This is a genomic window from Lawsonibacter sp. JLR.KK007, assembly GCF_036941135.1.
In the GTDB taxonomy this organism is placed as follows: Bacteria; Bacillota; Clostridia; order Oscillospirales; family Oscillospiraceae; genus Lawsonibacter.
This window is the reverse complement of sequence record NZ_JAYWSY010000002.1, coordinates 1,085,076-1,100,088: the sequence shown is the minus strand read 5'-3', so window position 1 is coordinate 1,100,088 and position 15,013 is coordinate 1,085,076. Positions and strand designations below refer to the sequence as shown.

The window sequence follows — 15,013 nt, the reverse complement described above, 5'->3', positions numbered from 1 at the left end:
ACGTCTGGGGCTCTATCTAACAAAGAAAAACGCCCCAAAGTGGGACGTTTGCATACATTTAATGGAAATGAGGGGGCAGTGCGCCCTTTTTTACATCAGGCCCTCCTGCCCGCGCAGCAGCGCCTCGCCCTTCAAGGCCAGGGAGACTTTTTCCAAAAACGCGCAGCGGGAATATTCCATGCCCAGCAGGACCTTTGCCTTATTAATGCGGAAGCGGATGGTATTTTTGTGCTGCCGCAGGATCTCCGCGGTCTTTTCGATGTTTCCGTCACACTCGAAATAGACCCGCGTCGTCTCCAGCAGGTTGGCCGAACGCAGGGGGGTCAGCGTCTCGGTGCAGAACTGCTCCAGCACCTGGCTGTTCCGCAGGGGGATCAGGAGCTTATAGACGGACAGATTCTCATAGCAGATGCTCCGCATGCCCAGCGAGCGGCCCGTCTCGTCGGCGGAGAGGGCCTGCCGGAATGCGTCGGGGAGCTGGTCCGCACCGGAGCAAACCTCGCTGCAGCCCGCCGAGTGCTCCGGGTCGTAGTGGCACAGGAGGGGCGCGGTCCGCTCCAGCAGCAGCCCGGCGTTGTCCCCCGCCAGCAGGAAAAATCCGCCGTTGAAATACTGCAAAAACCGCACGCCGAACTGGGTGGACAGGTCCTCCTTCAGCATTTTGTACCGCAGGGCGTTCAGTCCGTTCAGGGTGACGTGGACCACCGCATATTTGACCGCGCCGGAGCCCAAGCTGTTCTGATAGAGCTGATTGACCTCCCCCGCCGCGGCCTCGCCGCTGAGCAGGCGGCCGATCTGGTTTTCGATCATCTCTTTGTCCTGGTCCAGCAGGATCAGGCGGGTGATGTCCCGGATCAGCTCGGCATAGGGCGTAAGCCCGTTGATATGGAGGATGGGGTAGTGGGCCGCGTTGGCCAGCTCCAGCACCCGCTGGGGCAGGTGGGGCACAAACTCGTCCAGGGCAATGCAGCAGGCGCTGCCCATGCGGATGTAGAAGGCGATGTTTTGATATAAAACGTCCTCATCGTCCTGCATGGCGTAGAAGCTGCAAATAAACACATCCCCCTTGCCCAGCAGATCGACGTCCACCTCTTCCTGCAGCGGCGTGTCGGTAAAATTGACCCGGACAGCCACCCGGTCCAGCCCGTCCGCCCCGGCGATCACCTTGGCGGGGGCCAGCAGCTCCAACTTTAATAGATCGCGTACCGTTACGCTCAACGTTCTCTCCCTCCTCTGTCACGCTCTGCGGAGTGTTTGCTTGCACGTATATTGTATATCAAACTGCGTTTTTCTGTCAATTTTCGTTTCGCTGTTTATTGCGCTAATTCGCCATTGTAATATGTACAATATTTTGCCCGAAACTTTGGACTTTTTACATTGCAAGCATTTGCAGTCAAAATATATAATTATAGTAAAGATTCACCCCCTTGTAATCGACGTTTTGACAAACCGATTCGTACGTTTAGGAGGCAGACACAATGAAAAAACTGACACGGCAGGAGATCATAGACATTCTGGTCGGCTGCACCATTCTGGGCACCGGCGGCGGCGGCTCTCTGGACGACGGGCTGGACAGCGTGGAAAAGGCCCTTGCGGCCGGACATGAATTTCAGCTGCTGGATTTCGATGAAATCCAGGCGGATGCCCACTATGCCAACCCCTACTACTGCGGCTCCATTGTCCCCAAGGGCGACCAGAGCCAGCAGCGGGGCGATGAGATCGCCACCTCGATCCGGGCTTTGGAGGAGTTCATGGACGTACAGTTCCACGGTCTGGTGTCTATTGAATACGGCGGCGGCAACACCGGCGAGATGATGGCGGCGGCGGCCCGCACAGGGAAGTTCATTGTGGACGCCGACGCGGCAGGCCGGGCCGTACCGGAGCTGCAATTCTCCACCTATTATGTCACAGAAAATCCCATCACCCCCTTTTCGGTGGGCACCTCCTACGGCGATATGGCCATCGTCACCAACGTGGCGGATGATGCCCGGGCCGAAGCTCTGTCCCGCTATATGGCCATCGGCTCCGGCGGGCTGGTGGGCATGACCGACCACCCCATCCAGGGCCGCAGGCTGAAGGAGGCCGTCATTCCCAACGCGCTCTCCTATGCGGGCACAGTGGGCCGGGCCCAGCGGGAGGCGGTGGAGCAGGGGACCGACCCGATCCAGGCGATTTTAACGGCCGGCGGCGGCAGGCTCCTGTTCCAGGGCAAGGTGGCGTCCGGCAGCGGCTGGAGCATTCAGGAAGGGTTTACTGTGGGTACCATCCAAATGGATGGAGCGGGCCAGGATCAGGGGAAGCAGGCCAAGATCTGGTACAAGAACGAAAACATGATCATGTGGGTGGATGGTCAGGTCCGGGTCACCTGTCCCGATCTGATCTGCGTGGTCGAAACCAAAACCGGCTACCCCATCACCAACCCCAACTGCACCGAGGGTATGGAAGTGACCGTGCTGGGCTTCCACTGCCACGAGATCTGGAAGCGGGAGCGCGGCCTGGCCATTCTCAACCCCAGATTTTTCGGCTTTGATACCGACTGCGTTTTCCTGGAGGACTGACCGGATACGCCCGCCCCCATCAAAAGGAGGAATATTGAATGGCAGATACAACAAAGGTAACCCTGGAAGAAACCTTTAACGACTACGAAAAAACCCCCGTTCCAGAGCAGGCGCGGCAGACCTGGTTCCAGCAGGGCATGGTCTGGCTGGGCTCCGGCTTTGGATTGAGCGGACTGGCCACCGGCGGCGTGCTGGCCGACGGACTTTCCTTTCAGGACCTGCTTCTGGTCTGTATCCTGGGCTCGGTCATCATCACCATCATTGGCGCGCTGAACGCGCTGGTCAGCACACACACTCATCTGTCCACTTCCTTCACCTGCCGCCGCTCCTTTGGCGTTCAGGGCTCCAAAATCATCGGTATCATTCTGTGCTTCTCCAGCTTCGGCTGGTACGCCTATCAGGCCGATATGTTCGGCACGACCGTTGCCGCGGTTCTGAATGAAACCAGCGGCATCCAGGTCAACCACATCATCTTTACGATCCTGGGCGGCCTGGCGATGTCTCTGACCGCCATCATGGGCTTCAAGGCTATCAAGATGCTCAGCGAGGTGGGCCTGCCCCTTCTGTTCATCCTGTGCATCCTGGCCGTTGGGAAGACCTTCCAGACCATGTCCCCGGCCCAGATCTGGGAGGCCGGTCCGGTAGGAACCCCCATTACCGTCCCCATGGGCATCTCTCTGGTGGTCGGCTCCTTCGCCGTCGGCATTACTATGGTGGGCGATTTCAGCCGCTTTTCCAAGAGCAAAAAGGACTGCGTCATCGGCGTCAGTTTGGGCCACTTCTGGGGCTACATTCCCATTATGCTGTTCGGCGCAGTGTTCAACTATGCCTTCCAAAACTGGAATATGGTGGAGGTCATGATCGCCGCTCTGGGTATGGGACTGTTTGGCGCCGTCGTCCTGGTAATCGGCCAGTGGACCACCAACGACAACAACCTGTACAGCAGCGTTCTGGGCCTGATGAATACGCTGGACGGCGTCAGCCGCATTCCCCGCATGCGCCTGACCTTTATGGCCGGCTTTATCAGCACTGCCATTGCCGCCTTGGGCGTTTACACCTATTTTGTCAACTTCCTGTCCCTGCTGGGCGTGTTTATCGCCCCCATCGGCGGTATTTTAATCTCCGATTTCTATATCTGCAACCGGAACAGCTACGACGAGGGCGATGAAACCATCTACAAGGGCTTTAAATGGGACGCGATCCTGGCCTGGGTGGTCGCCTCTCTGGCCGGTCTGAGCATGACGGCGCGGCCCATCGGCTTTGGCTGGTTTGTGGCAGTGGGCGATGTGTTCCCGGTTTCCCTGATTTGCGTCGCCATTGCGATGGTGATCTACATCGTCAGCCAAAAGCTGAGGCGCACGGGGGCGGCTGCTTCATGAGCACAGAACGGGTCCTTCACTATTTTCGGGAAATCAGCGCGATCCCCCGGCGTTCCGGCGACGAGGAGGCCATCGCCGCCTACCTGCTGCGCACCGGGGAAGCCCTTGGACTTCCGGCCTTTCGTGACACCGGCGGCAACGTGATCCTCCGCAAACCGGATAGCACCGGCGCAGGGCCCACCATTCTTCAGGCCCACATGGATATGGTGTGGGAATCGGCCGGACAGCCCTATGAGGCGGGGGTTTCCATCCTGGAGCGGGACGGGGCGCTCTGCGCCAACCGCTCCACTCTGGGGGCGGACAACGGCATCGGTGTCGCGCTGATCCTATCCCTTCTGGAGCGGGAGGATATCTCCGGCCTGGAGGCGCTGTTTACCGTTGATGAGGAAACCGGCATGTCTGGCGCGATGACGGTGGAGGGTTCCCTTCTGTCCGGCTGTCAGCTCATCAATCTGGACAGTGAAACGGAAGGGGTCTTTACCACCAGTGCCGCCGGCGGGCTCAGCTTGGGGCTCACCCTTCCTTCCACACCCAGGCCCCATACCGGCGCTGGCCGTCCCACATGGCAGTTGAAGGTGTCGGGCGCAAAAGGCGGACATTCCGGGCTGGATATTGGCCGGAAGCATGGCAACGCAATTCTGATCCTCTTCCAGTGGCTGAATAAGCTGGGCGCGGACTGGGACCTGCTCTCCCTCAAGGGCGGGTCCCGATCCAGCGCCATCCCGGTCCAGGCCGAGGCGGTTTTGCAGCGAAAGGAGCAGCAGGAGCTGGTTCAGGCCGCAGAGGAAGTGATGCAGCTGTGGCGGAGCGTGGAGCCTGAGCTCCAGCTTACCGTCCGCCCGGCCGATGAGAGCGGTCTATGCGCCTACGATCCGGAACATCAAGGGCAGCTGCTCGCCCTTGTCCCCAGACTGCCCCATGGGGTTCTGGCCGAGGAAGCCGGAAGGATTCGGCTGTCCAGCAATTTGGCCCGAATCTGGGAGGAAAACGGTCAGTCTCATATTGAGCTCAGCTTACGCGCCTCCACATCCGCACTACTCCAGGAAGAGCGCCAGCATATTCTCCAGAAGCTGCGGCCCTTTCCAGCTCGGGTAGAGCCTTCGGGCGAATATCCGCCCTGGGAAAGAACCCCAAACAACCTGCTGGAGCAGCTATTCCGGCAATCTTATCGGGAGCTGTTTGACTGTGAAGCTGTTTGCGAGTATGTCCACGCAGGGGTAGAGTGCTCTATCCTGGGTCAAACCATTCCAACTGTTCGGGATATGATTTCGATTGGTCCTACTATTCTCGGCGCGCACACCGTGGCTGAGACTGTGGATTTGCAGAGTATTGCAAAGCTTGAACAGCTTCTGGAGGCAGTGCTGAAAAAAATTCACCAAAACCGTTTTTAATATCGCGATCAAAAGCTCTTGGCACATTCTGTTTTAGAATGTGCCAAGAGCTTTTTGTTACAAAGCAATCATCCGTCTTGCTTTATCATGTCTATCAAACGCCTACCAAAACCGCCCCCAATCTCCTGCGATGCAGGAGGTTGGGGGCGGTCTGCATTTCCGGACGTCTACCAGCCGACTACCAGTAAAACTTTTTTACATCGAAACCGCTTGTTTCTTTGGATTGTCTCCTGTTTTCGCAACGAAAATCAGCTCGAAAGGGGCGTGACACGGCGGTGGCCGGAGGGAAACGTCGAAAAACCTCGAAAATTTTGGGCAAAACGCAGAATATTCGGAACCTTTGCTCAGACTTACGGGGTCTACCAAATGTCCGAAGCAGGACGCGTCCAGCTCAAAACCGGCCCCTCTCAGGCCGAACAAAATTAAAGGAGGAAATCCGAATGAGAAACCTGAAGCGGGCCCTCAGCCTGACTCTGGCCTCCGTCATGCTCCTGGGCATGATGGTGGTTGGTTCCAGCGCTGCGGGCTACCCCGACGTTGCCGAAGACGACAACGTCGAGGCCATTGAGGTTGTGCAGTCGGTCGGCGTAATGGTCGGCGACGAGAACGGCAACTTCCGTCCCGGCGACTCCGTGAGCCGCGCTGAGATGGCTGTCGTTATGGGCAAGCTGCTCAACCTGGATTACAACTATTACGAAGCGGTCTGCCCCTTCACCGACGTCGCCGGCGTCTATGACTGGGCCAGAGGCTGGGTCGGCGCCGCTGCCGCCAACGGCATCGTGTCCGGTCGCGGCGACGGTGTGTACGACCCCGGTGCCACCGTCACTGCCGTTGAGGCCGCATCCATGATGATGCGTGCTCTGGGCTACTTCAAGTACCAGAGCGACTACGCCAACGGCTTTGAGGTGTCCACCGTTCTCCAGGGCAACAACATCGGCATCTTCGACGGTGTTGGCTCCAGCGCCAGCGAGCCCATGACTCGTAATCAGGTGGCTCAGATGGTGCTGAACGCCCTGCAGTCCGGCATGGTCCAGGCTGACGGCAACACCCTGAACTACTTTGACTCCAACGGTCAGGTGATCGCCACCAGCGGCAAGGTCAACTATGTCTACGTCACCAGCAATCAGTCCTATGCCCGGGCGATCAGCGAGGTTCGCGCCACCTCCATGGGCTCCACCAACGACAGCCCCATCGTGGAGCTGGGCGAGCAGCTGTACAACGGCAGCCTGAAGCTGAACGAGCGCTCGACTGACGACTTCTACCGTCCCACCCGGACCTGGGAGTTTGAAAGCAAGACCATCGGCTCCTATGTGAAGAAGGAGCTGCTGAAGGCTGAGTACACCGAGAAGGTCACCGGCCGTATGCTGTACGATCTGCTGACCAGAGACGTCATCGACAACTACGAGTTCGACATCGCCATCGACGGCGTGGAGACCTCCACGACCGGCGCCCGCGATATCCTGAAGGACTCTGACAACCACAACTCCTACTTCACCACCGACAGCCTGGTCCGCGCCAACACCGACGGTGTGGGCCGCACTGGCAAAGGCGTGCTGACTCAGGTGTTTGTGGACGACAGCAAGGACGTTGAGCGGGTCTATGTGGCCGTGATCAACACCTACCTGGCTATCGCCGAGAAAGACTACGACTCCAAGCGGGACGAGGTTACCCTGAAGGGCTACAACATGGATAACAAGGGTGCCCCGGCCAGCCCCATCTACATCAAGGATGAGGATCTGGACGAGACCAAGATCGTTGTCGACGGCGAGGACTTCGCCATCGAGGACGTGAAGAAGGACGACAAGTTCCTGATCACCGTGGCTGACGGTCGTGTTCAGAGCATGGTCACCCCCGAGGTCCTGTCTGAGGTCACCCTGCGTTCCTTCAAAAAGGACAACTGGGTCAACGCCGACGGCACCCAGTATGACCACGCCGACACCGCCCGCTATGACGTGGAGGTGCTGGACGCCTACGACGACGTCAACATGAAGGACGTCACCTACAACATCGTTCTGGACGCCTATGGCTACCTCATTGGCCTGGAGCTGAACGAGAAGGCCAACCAGTACGTGTTCGTCACCGGCACCGACGCCGGCGAGAGCAACCTGTACGCCAAGAACGCCAACGTCAACGTCATCTTCCTGGACGGCACCATGGACACTGTCGTGGTGAACACCAAGGACAGCAAGGTTGACTGGGCCGCCGGCGGCAGAAACCTGTCTCAGGTGAACACCTGGTGCACCTACACCAAGAACGCCAATGACGTTTACACCCTGAAAGAGGTGGGTATTAACTCCGAAAGCACCGATCCCACCTACCTTGCGAACCATCCCAAGAAGGTGGCCCAGAGCGCCATGGACGCTGATCCCAACACCTTCGACATCAACACCAAGAACGTCTCCCTGGACGGCTCCAGGGTGGCACACAAGAGCGTTGGCGACATGGGCGACTTCACCCGCGTCTACGGCAACGACGACACCGTTTACATCAACGCTAAGATGGAGCGCGTCACCGTGAAGGACGGCAACAAGCCCATGTTCATCGTGGACGACGTTGACTCCGTCACCACCGGCGTGAAGAACGTGGACTTCACCGTGAACAACTACAGTGTGCCTGTCGACCCCGACAACACTGCTGTTGGCGGTACCGATCCCCACCCCGAAAACAACTACGACGAGCACGCCAAAAACGAGGCCTATATCCTGTACGACAAGGACGGCTACATCATCAGCGTGGTCCTGCTGGCTGCCGATGACAAGGGCACTTCCGCTCAGTACGCCTACATCACCAGCGGCGTGCAGCGTGAGGATTACCTGGGCAACGACGAGTGGGAGTGGCACCGCGATGCCATCATCAATGGTGAGAAGGTCGACCTGGTTGAGGTTGACGACCAGAGCGCGTACCTGAACACCGGTGTTGAGAGCGGCAAATGGTATGAGGTCCGCTTCGATGCCAAGGGCCACGTCTCCGGCCTGAAGCCCAACGCCAAGGTTAATCCCGCCGACACCCACAACCGCGTTGTGAATAGCACCTACATCGACTTCGACTTCGGTTGGGACCGCTTCGTCAACGATGTGGACGAGGTCGTGAATGCTGTGAACGGCAACAGCTTTGACCCCGATGACAAGGGCCCCGCTGGCAACGGCCCCATCGCTGCTTACAACTACGAGACCTCCAAGACCGTTCTGCTGTATGCTGACTACTACTGCGGCGCCAGCGGCGTTCAGAACCATGGCGCCAGCGGAAGCCGCGCCGACCTGAGCTTCAAGAACGGCACTCTGTACACCAACACCGCCCAGACCGAGGGCTTCTCCGTGGCTCCCACTGTCAAGGTCGTTCTGGCCCTGGCCGCTAAGAACCATGGCGACAAGTTCGACAGCGTGGAAGAGGTCGGCACCGGCTATGACGCCCTGAAGGACGCTCTGAACCGGCTGGACAGCGACAAGAGCTCCTTCTGCGGCTACCTCGGCGCTGTGATCGAGGATGGCGCTGCCACCTCCATCATCCTGGACGACCGCTCCGGCGCTGCCCGGCCCGACTATGAGGCCGTCAAGCCCATGACCGTGACCGTCAATAAGGTGGACGCCAACGGCGCCAGCATTGCTCCTTCTGAGACCATCACCTGGTATGGCGCCAGCCCCCTCACCGCTACTGCGGTTTCCGGTTACACCCAGAGCACCGCTAATTGGGCTGTAAGCAACTTCCGCGAGAACACCACCGCGACCGTCACCTATGTCTACACCAAGGATGGCGGCGAGACCAAGAAGGTTATGGTCCAGTATAGGGCCGGCTCCAGTAGCGGTACCGTGGTTGGTTACGACGTCATTGACGCTGAGATCATGAGCGTTATCGACGAATCCTCCGCCACCAGCCCGATCAAGGTTGCTTATGATGCCAATACCACTCTCAATGCTGACTACGAGATCGCCGGTAACACCTCTCACCCCATCACTTCCAGCACCGAGACCATCGACGTGGTTGTGCAGTGGAAGATGGTTGACCTGAAGCTGGCGGCTGGGATCATTCACACCACTGGTGACTTGACTGTCGCCTGGGCTGCTGATACCAGCAAGGGCCTTGTTGCTGGGGCTGCTACGAATATCCCCGCCAACGATGATGACGCTTTGAAGGTTCCCCATGGTGTGGAGCTGACCATTGCTGGTAATAACGTTGGAAAGTACACCTCCACCGGTGCAGACGCAACCAAGATGACCCTTGTTGCCGATAAGGAAGTCAAAAGCACTGACTTTGGCTACTACAAGGTGTCTCTGGGTGCTGTTCCCACTCTGACCGACTGGACTGTCACTCAGGCCATTGCTGATGCGAACGATGATGGGGATGTGTTTGTCAAGGGTGGTGTGGCTACCAATGTTGTGATTAATCTGAGCTTGACTCCTGACACCGACCAGACCATTGCACAGAACCAGGCCGTTAACGCTGCTGTAGCTGGAACTGGTATGACAAAGGGAACTGAGACCGGTCTTCCCGCTGGCGGCACTGATGCGGCTGGTACAACCTTCGCAGCTGGCACTGCTGTAAACGGTTCTGTTACCGTAAGCGCGAATATAACTGCCGATGGAACTATCACAATCACTCTGAATATCGCCTGATTTTCTTGAGTCATCGGATTGATTCGCAGCAAAAGGCCCGTCCCGAAAGGGGCGGGCCTTCCTGTCACCTTTTAGGCGTCTAAGGCAAAAAACGCGATCACCTTATAGGTGTAATGATTGACGTTCAGGTCGGGGAGGTTCTCCGGGATTGTCAGCGTGGCGGTATTCCCGGACCAGGTGATGGACGCGGCGGACCCCTGGAAGGAGCTGCCGTACCCGGGGTTGCTGTAGTAGCCGATGTAGGTGTTGCGCCCGGTGCCGTCGGCCACCAGCAGGCACCTGGGCCCGAGGACAAAAAACACCACCGGCCGGGCGGCAAAGTTGATGGAGACGGTAGCGCCGTCGCCTGCTTTGCCGGTTCCGGTGTAGGAGAAGGTACCGATGCGGCAGTTGCCCTTTTTTGCCATCTGGGCCGCCAGAGCGGTCCGTGCGCTGACCTCTGCGGCCAGACCGTCGGCCTGGGCCTTAATGGCCCCGTCGATTTTCGCGTTGTCGGCGTTGAAGTCCTCCATCAGGACCTTGTCCGGCCGCGCCCACTGGCTCAACCGGTAGTTGGGTGTGTAATTGCTTGGCATGTGTGTTTCCTCCTTGATGTAATTGAGTGGGCAAGCCTCCTTTCGCAGGAGAGGCTTGCGTGTCCCTCTATAAAACACAAAAAACGCCCCGAAGTGGGACGTTTGCATACATTTAATGGAAATCAGGGAGCAGTGCGCCCATTTTCTGGCCGTGAGGGAGATGCGTCATAACGAAGCGTCTCCCTCCGGTTCTTTTGCGCTCACCGGGCCACAAGGGCGTGCGCCGGCTTTGTACGCAGGGATTGAAAGATCGCTTCGGTCTCCTCCAGATTGTTTTTGGCCCGCTCCACATCCAGCCAGCACAGCTGAGTGATGAGAATCTCCGCGATAAAAAGGGAGGCCAGCTGAGAATTGTGCAGGCCGAAGCTGCGCTGCTGAACGGTAAAGGTGCAGTCGGAGAACTCAGACAGGGGGGAGGTGGTAGCGTCTGTGATGCTGATGATCTTCGCTCCGCGCTCCTTGCAGATGCGGGTGGCGTTGACGATCCGGGCGGCATACCGCGGCATGCAGATGGAGATCACCACATCGCCGCCGCCAATGCGGTGGAGGTGTTCCGGAAGGTTGTAGTCATAGTAGGACAGCAGATCCACCCGGTCTGTGATCCGGTTCAGGTTGTGGTAGAGGTAGTAGGCAGTGACCCGGCAGTTCCGCTCGGCAATGACGTAGATGTGGGAGGAGTTCAGCAGCATATTCACCGCCAGAGAGACCTGCTGGTCGGAGAGATTGGACCGGGTAGTCAAAAGGTTGTCGATCTGCTGCTGCAGGATCGTGTCGATATCGTAGCACCCCGCCTCGGCGTTGACCTGGGACAGGGACTCGATCCTCCGGATGGGGACTGCATAGAACATCAGGAAGGCGTGGAGCTCATGCTGAAAATTGGAGTAGCTGTCATAGCCCAGGCGGAGCACGGTGCGGACGATTGTGGCGGTGCTGACGCCAGAGGCGCTGGCCAGCTCCTGGACCGTGGCGACCGCGCCCTTCACCGGGTTGCTCAGCACAAATTCCACCACCTTTTTCTGGGATTTGGACAGCTCTGGCAGCTTGTGCTCCAGTTGCAGCAGGATGTCTGAGGATGCGGGGGTAGACATGGGAATAGGACCTCCTTGCACATAAAAATGGCTCTCCCGGCGCGGAGGGATACGGACTGCAGAAAAGTGTAATAAATTTTATCATAATTTTGAGGACAATGTCAAGATTTTCATATAATTTCGCACAATAGACCACTTTCAAATTGAGTAAAGCGACAAAAAACTGCAAGTAAATGAAACGATCTTTACATTATTGAAGAAAATCGTTACAATAATCATAACGCTGGAGGGACAGGATCGACGAAAAAGCTTTGGGGCTTCTCAGGCGGATCCCCTTAGCTTCCGCCAAGACGTGACGGCCCATTCAGCGGAACGAACTGCATCCATTATTTTACTAAGAGGAGGATTTTCTATGAAAAAGCTTTTGACCCTTGTGCTTGCAATGGCTGTGACCATGAGTCTGGCTGCCTGCAGCGGCGGCAACTCCAGCACCTCCAAACCCGCCGCCTCCACACCCGCCTCCAGCACACCCGCTTCCAGCTCCGGCACGGCCAGCTCGTTCCCTGAGCGGCCCATCGAGCTGGTGGCCGCCTACGGTCCGGGCGGCGGGCACGACATTATGCTCCGCACCGCGCTGAAGATCATCAACGAGAAGAATCTGGCTCCCGGCGCCAATATGAACGTGGTCAATAAAGACGGCGGCTCCGGCGCTGTGGGCATGGCCTACGTCAACGGCCATGCCGGTGAGGACTACTATGTGATGTGCGTCACCTCCTCCTTCCTCACCACCCCTCTGTCCACCGACACCGGCCTGACCTATGAGGACTTCACCCCTCTGGTTTGCTTCGGCCTGGACCCCGAGGTCATTGTTGTCCGGGGCGACTCCGGCATCACCTCCATGAGTGATCTGCTCTCCGCACCCCGCACGGTGGGCGGCACCGGCACCGGCTCCATCGACAACATCGTTGTGAACAAGCTGAAGGACACCTCCGGCGCAGACCTGAACTATATCCCCTATCAGGGCGACGGCGAGCTGGTCACCGCCCTGCTGGGCAGCCAGGTGGACGCCATCAGCACCAACGTAAACTCCTGCGGCGACTATCTGTCCACCGGCGACTTTGTGGCGCTGGGCATCGCCACCGGCGAGCGCAACAGCCAGCTGCCTGACATCCCCACCATGAAGGAGCAGGGCTATGCCATCGAGCTGGGTGTGTTTCGCGGCGTAGCCGGCCCCGCCAATATGTCGGAGGAGGCTAAGGCGTACTATATTGACCTCTTTACCCGCCTCAGCGAGACCGACGCCTGGGAGAACGATTATTTGATCCCCAACGGTGTGCAGAAGAACCTGCTGACCGGCGACGACTTTAAGGCTTACCTGGATACCCTGAACACGGAGTATGAGACCTCTATGAGAGAAATGGGCCTGATCTAAGTTCCGGACGATCTGTGGAGGAGCGGCGGTCTGCCGCTCCTCCACATTCAAATTTTATCTTTGCATGTTTATGGGAGGAAACTACATGAAGCTCTCCAGTAACCGGCTTTTTTTGCTGGCGATGGCTCTGATCAGCGGATTTCTGCTGAGTCAGTCCCTGAGCTGGCCGCTCCAGTCCCAATACACCATCGGCCCCGGCTTTTTGCCGACGGTCATGCTGGTGGTTATTATCGTCTGCTGCGTACTGCTGTTCATCTTTGACAAATCCACCGCCGACATCCACCTGAGCAAGCGTGCGCTGACCCGCCTGGGCCTCTATCTGGTGGGCCTGGTGGCCTTCGTTCTGCTGATGGAGCATCTGGGCATTATCTCTTCCGTAGCGGTCTTCACCTTCTATATCATTTTTGCGGTGGAGCGGCATCCGCTGCTGGAAGGGCTTGGCGTTGCCCTGGCCACAGCTGCAGTGGTGTGGGCCATCTTCGGCCTGTGGCTGAACATCCCCATCACCATCTTCAATTTCTTGTAAGAGGAGGGACGGATCATGATCGAATCGTTAGTATCTCTGGCCCAGGGGGCGGCGTCCCTCCTTACGGCGGCAAACCTTCTGATCATCGCGCTGGGCTCCATTGTGGGCACTGTGGTGGGCGCCCTGCCCGGACTGGGGCCCTCCGCCGGGATTGCCCTGATGATCCCGCTCACCTTCACCCTGCCGGTGGACCAGGCGTTGTCTCTGCTGGTGGGCGTCTATATGGGCACCATGTACGGCGGGCGTATTACCGCCATCCTGATCAACACCCCTGGCGACGCCCCCGCCATTATGACTGCGGCGGACGGCTATCCCATGATGCAGCAGGGCCGGGGCGGCCAGGCAATGGGCCTCTCCGCCATTGCCTCCTTCATTGGCGGCACCTTCGGACTGCTGGTGCTGATCTTCCTGGCGCCGGTGATCTCCAACCTGGTCATCAACTTTGGCGCGCCGGAGTATTTCATGCTGATGCTGTTGGGTCTGGCCACCATCTCGCTGCTGACTGACGGCTCTCTGCTGAAGGCGGTGATGATGACCGCGGTCGGCTTTGTCATCGGTATGGTGGGTGCGGACTACATCTCCGGCTATGTGCGCTGGGCCTTCACGCCGCAGCTGCTGGAGGGCATCGAGTTTGTCTTTGTCATCATCGGCATGTATGGCCTGGGCGAGGTGTTTTTCAATGTGGAGCAGGAGGTCCGTCTGGATCTGGGCAAGCCCAGCTTTAAGATGAGCGAGTACATCCCCGGCGCAAAGCTCATCAAAAAGACGCTGCCCGCCATGTTCCGCGGCTCGCTGATTGGCACGGTGGTGGGCATCCTGCCCGGCGCCGGCGGCACCATCGCCACCTTCCTGGCCTATGCCACTGAGAAGAAGATCTCCAAGACTCCCGAGCGCTTCGGCAAGGGCGCTGAGGAGGGGCTGGCCTCTCCGGAGGCTGCCAACAACGCCTCCGTCCCCGGTGCGCTGGTCCCTCTGCTGGCACTGGGCATCCCTGGATCTGGCGGCACGGCCATCTTCCTGGGGGTGCTGATCATGTTCGGCATGACCCCCGGCCCGCTACTGATGGTCAAATCCGGCGACATTGTCTGGCAGATGATTGCGGCGCTGTGCATGGCCAATCTCTTCCTGCTGTTCTCCAATGTGCTGATGATCCCTCTCTTTGTCAACCTGATCCGGTTCATATCCAAGAATCTCTCCCCACTGGTGCTGGTGTTCTGCTGTGTGGGCGCCTACGCGCTGAACTATAATTTCTTTGGTGTGTGGCTGGTCCTGCTGTTTGGTGTGTTCGGCTACTTTGTCAAAAAGCTGAAGTACCCCGCCGGCCCCCTGATCCTCTCCGTGGTATTGGCTCCGCTGACGGAGAGCTACTTCCGCCAGTCCCTGATGCTCTCCCGGGGCAGCTATATGATCTTCCTGACCCGTCCGGTGAGCCTGGTGATCTTCCTGTTCATCATAGGCGTGGCGGTCTACAGCGTGGCCAAAAAGTATCTGAAGAAGAAAAAGGCTGAATGAGT

Annotated in this window: 10 protein-coding genes; 7 read left to right on the top strand and 3 right to left on the bottom strand. The window is 58.3% G+C overall.

Annotated features, from left to right (window positions below; all coding sequences use genetic code 11):
• Nucleotides 1-90 precede the first annotated feature (90 nt).
• The gene (locus VV088_RS15365) at nt 91-1,218 is read right to left on the bottom strand and encodes a PucR family transcriptional regulator (RefSeq protein WP_325228992.1); all 1,128 of its coding nucleotides are present in this window, start codon (nt 1,216-1,218) and stop codon (nt 91-93) included.
• A 260-nt stretch (nt 1,219-1,478) separates the two neighbouring features.
• On the opposite strand from VV088_RS15365, the gene VV088_RS15360 reads away from it, so the two are divergent.
• The 4 genes from VV088_RS15360 (at nt 1,479) to VV088_RS15345 (ending at nt 9,938) form a co-directional block, all read left to right on the top strand.
• Nucleotides 1,479-2,558 carry a DUF917 domain-containing protein gene (locus VV088_RS15360; protein ID WP_325228990.1) on the top strand — a complete coding sequence of 360 codons (1,080 nt, stop codon included), beginning with the start codon at nt 1,479-1,481 and terminating at the stop codon, nt 2,556-2,558.
• Between the two features lie 38 nt (nt 2,559-2,596).
• Nucleotides 2,597-3,937: a purine-cytosine permease family protein gene (locus VV088_RS15355; protein WP_334601588.1), complete on the top strand. Its 1,341-nt coding sequence runs from the start codon at nt 2,597-2,599 to the stop codon at nt 3,935-3,937.
• A complete protein-coding gene (locus tag VV088_RS15350) occupies nt 3,934-5,328 on the top strand; it encodes a M20/M25/M40 family metallo-hydrolase (protein ID WP_334601587.1) in 1,395 nt (464 codons plus the stop codon). The genes VV088_RS15355 and VV088_RS15350 overlap by 4 nt, the downstream gene beginning before the upstream one ends.
• A 440-nt stretch (nt 5,329-5,768) precedes the next feature.
• Nucleotides 5,769-9,938, top strand: a complete 4,170-nt coding sequence (locus tag VV088_RS15345; RefSeq protein ID WP_334601586.1) for an S-layer homology domain-containing protein — start codon at nt 5,769-5,771, stop codon at nt 9,936-9,938.
• Between the two features lie 71 nt (nt 9,939-10,009).
• Here the strand turns inward: VV088_RS15345 and VV088_RS15340 are convergent, their stop codons facing one another.
• Entirely contained in the window at nt 10,010-10,513 is a 504-nt protein-coding gene (locus VV088_RS15340) for a hypothetical protein (protein WP_334601585.1), read from the bottom strand.
• Nucleotides 10,514-10,713: 200 nt separating this feature from the next.
• Nucleotides 10,714-11,601 (bottom strand): MurR/RpiR family transcriptional regulator, encoded by an 888-nt coding sequence (locus VV088_RS15335; protein WP_334601584.1) that lies wholly within the window; start codon nt 11,599-11,601, stop codon nt 10,714-10,716.
• 352 nt (nt 11,602-11,953) lie between these two features.
• Here VV088_RS15335 and VV088_RS15330 point away from each other — a divergent pair, with 352 nt between their 5' ends.
• The 3 genes from VV088_RS15330 to VV088_RS15320 all read left to right on the top strand — a co-directional run bounded on the left by VV088_RS15330 (nt 11,954) and on the right by VV088_RS15320 (nt 15,011).
• Complete coding sequence (locus VV088_RS15330; RefSeq protein ID WP_334601582.1) at nt 11,954-12,973, top strand: Bug family tripartite tricarboxylate transporter substrate binding protein; 1,020 nt, start codon at nt 11,954-11,956, stop codon at nt 12,971-12,973.
• A gap of 85 nt (nt 12,974-13,058) precedes the next feature.
• Nucleotides 13,059-13,499: a tripartite tricarboxylate transporter TctB family protein gene (locus VV088_RS15325; protein ID WP_334601581.1), complete on the top strand. Its 441-nt coding sequence runs from the start codon at nt 13,059-13,061 to the stop codon at nt 13,497-13,499.
• A 15-nt stretch (nt 13,500-13,514) separates the two neighbouring features.
• Entirely contained in the window at nt 13,515-15,011 is a 1,497-nt protein-coding gene (locus VV088_RS15320) for a tripartite tricarboxylate transporter permease (RefSeq protein ID WP_334601580.1), read from the top strand.
• Nucleotides 15,012-15,013 lie beyond the last annotated feature (2 nt).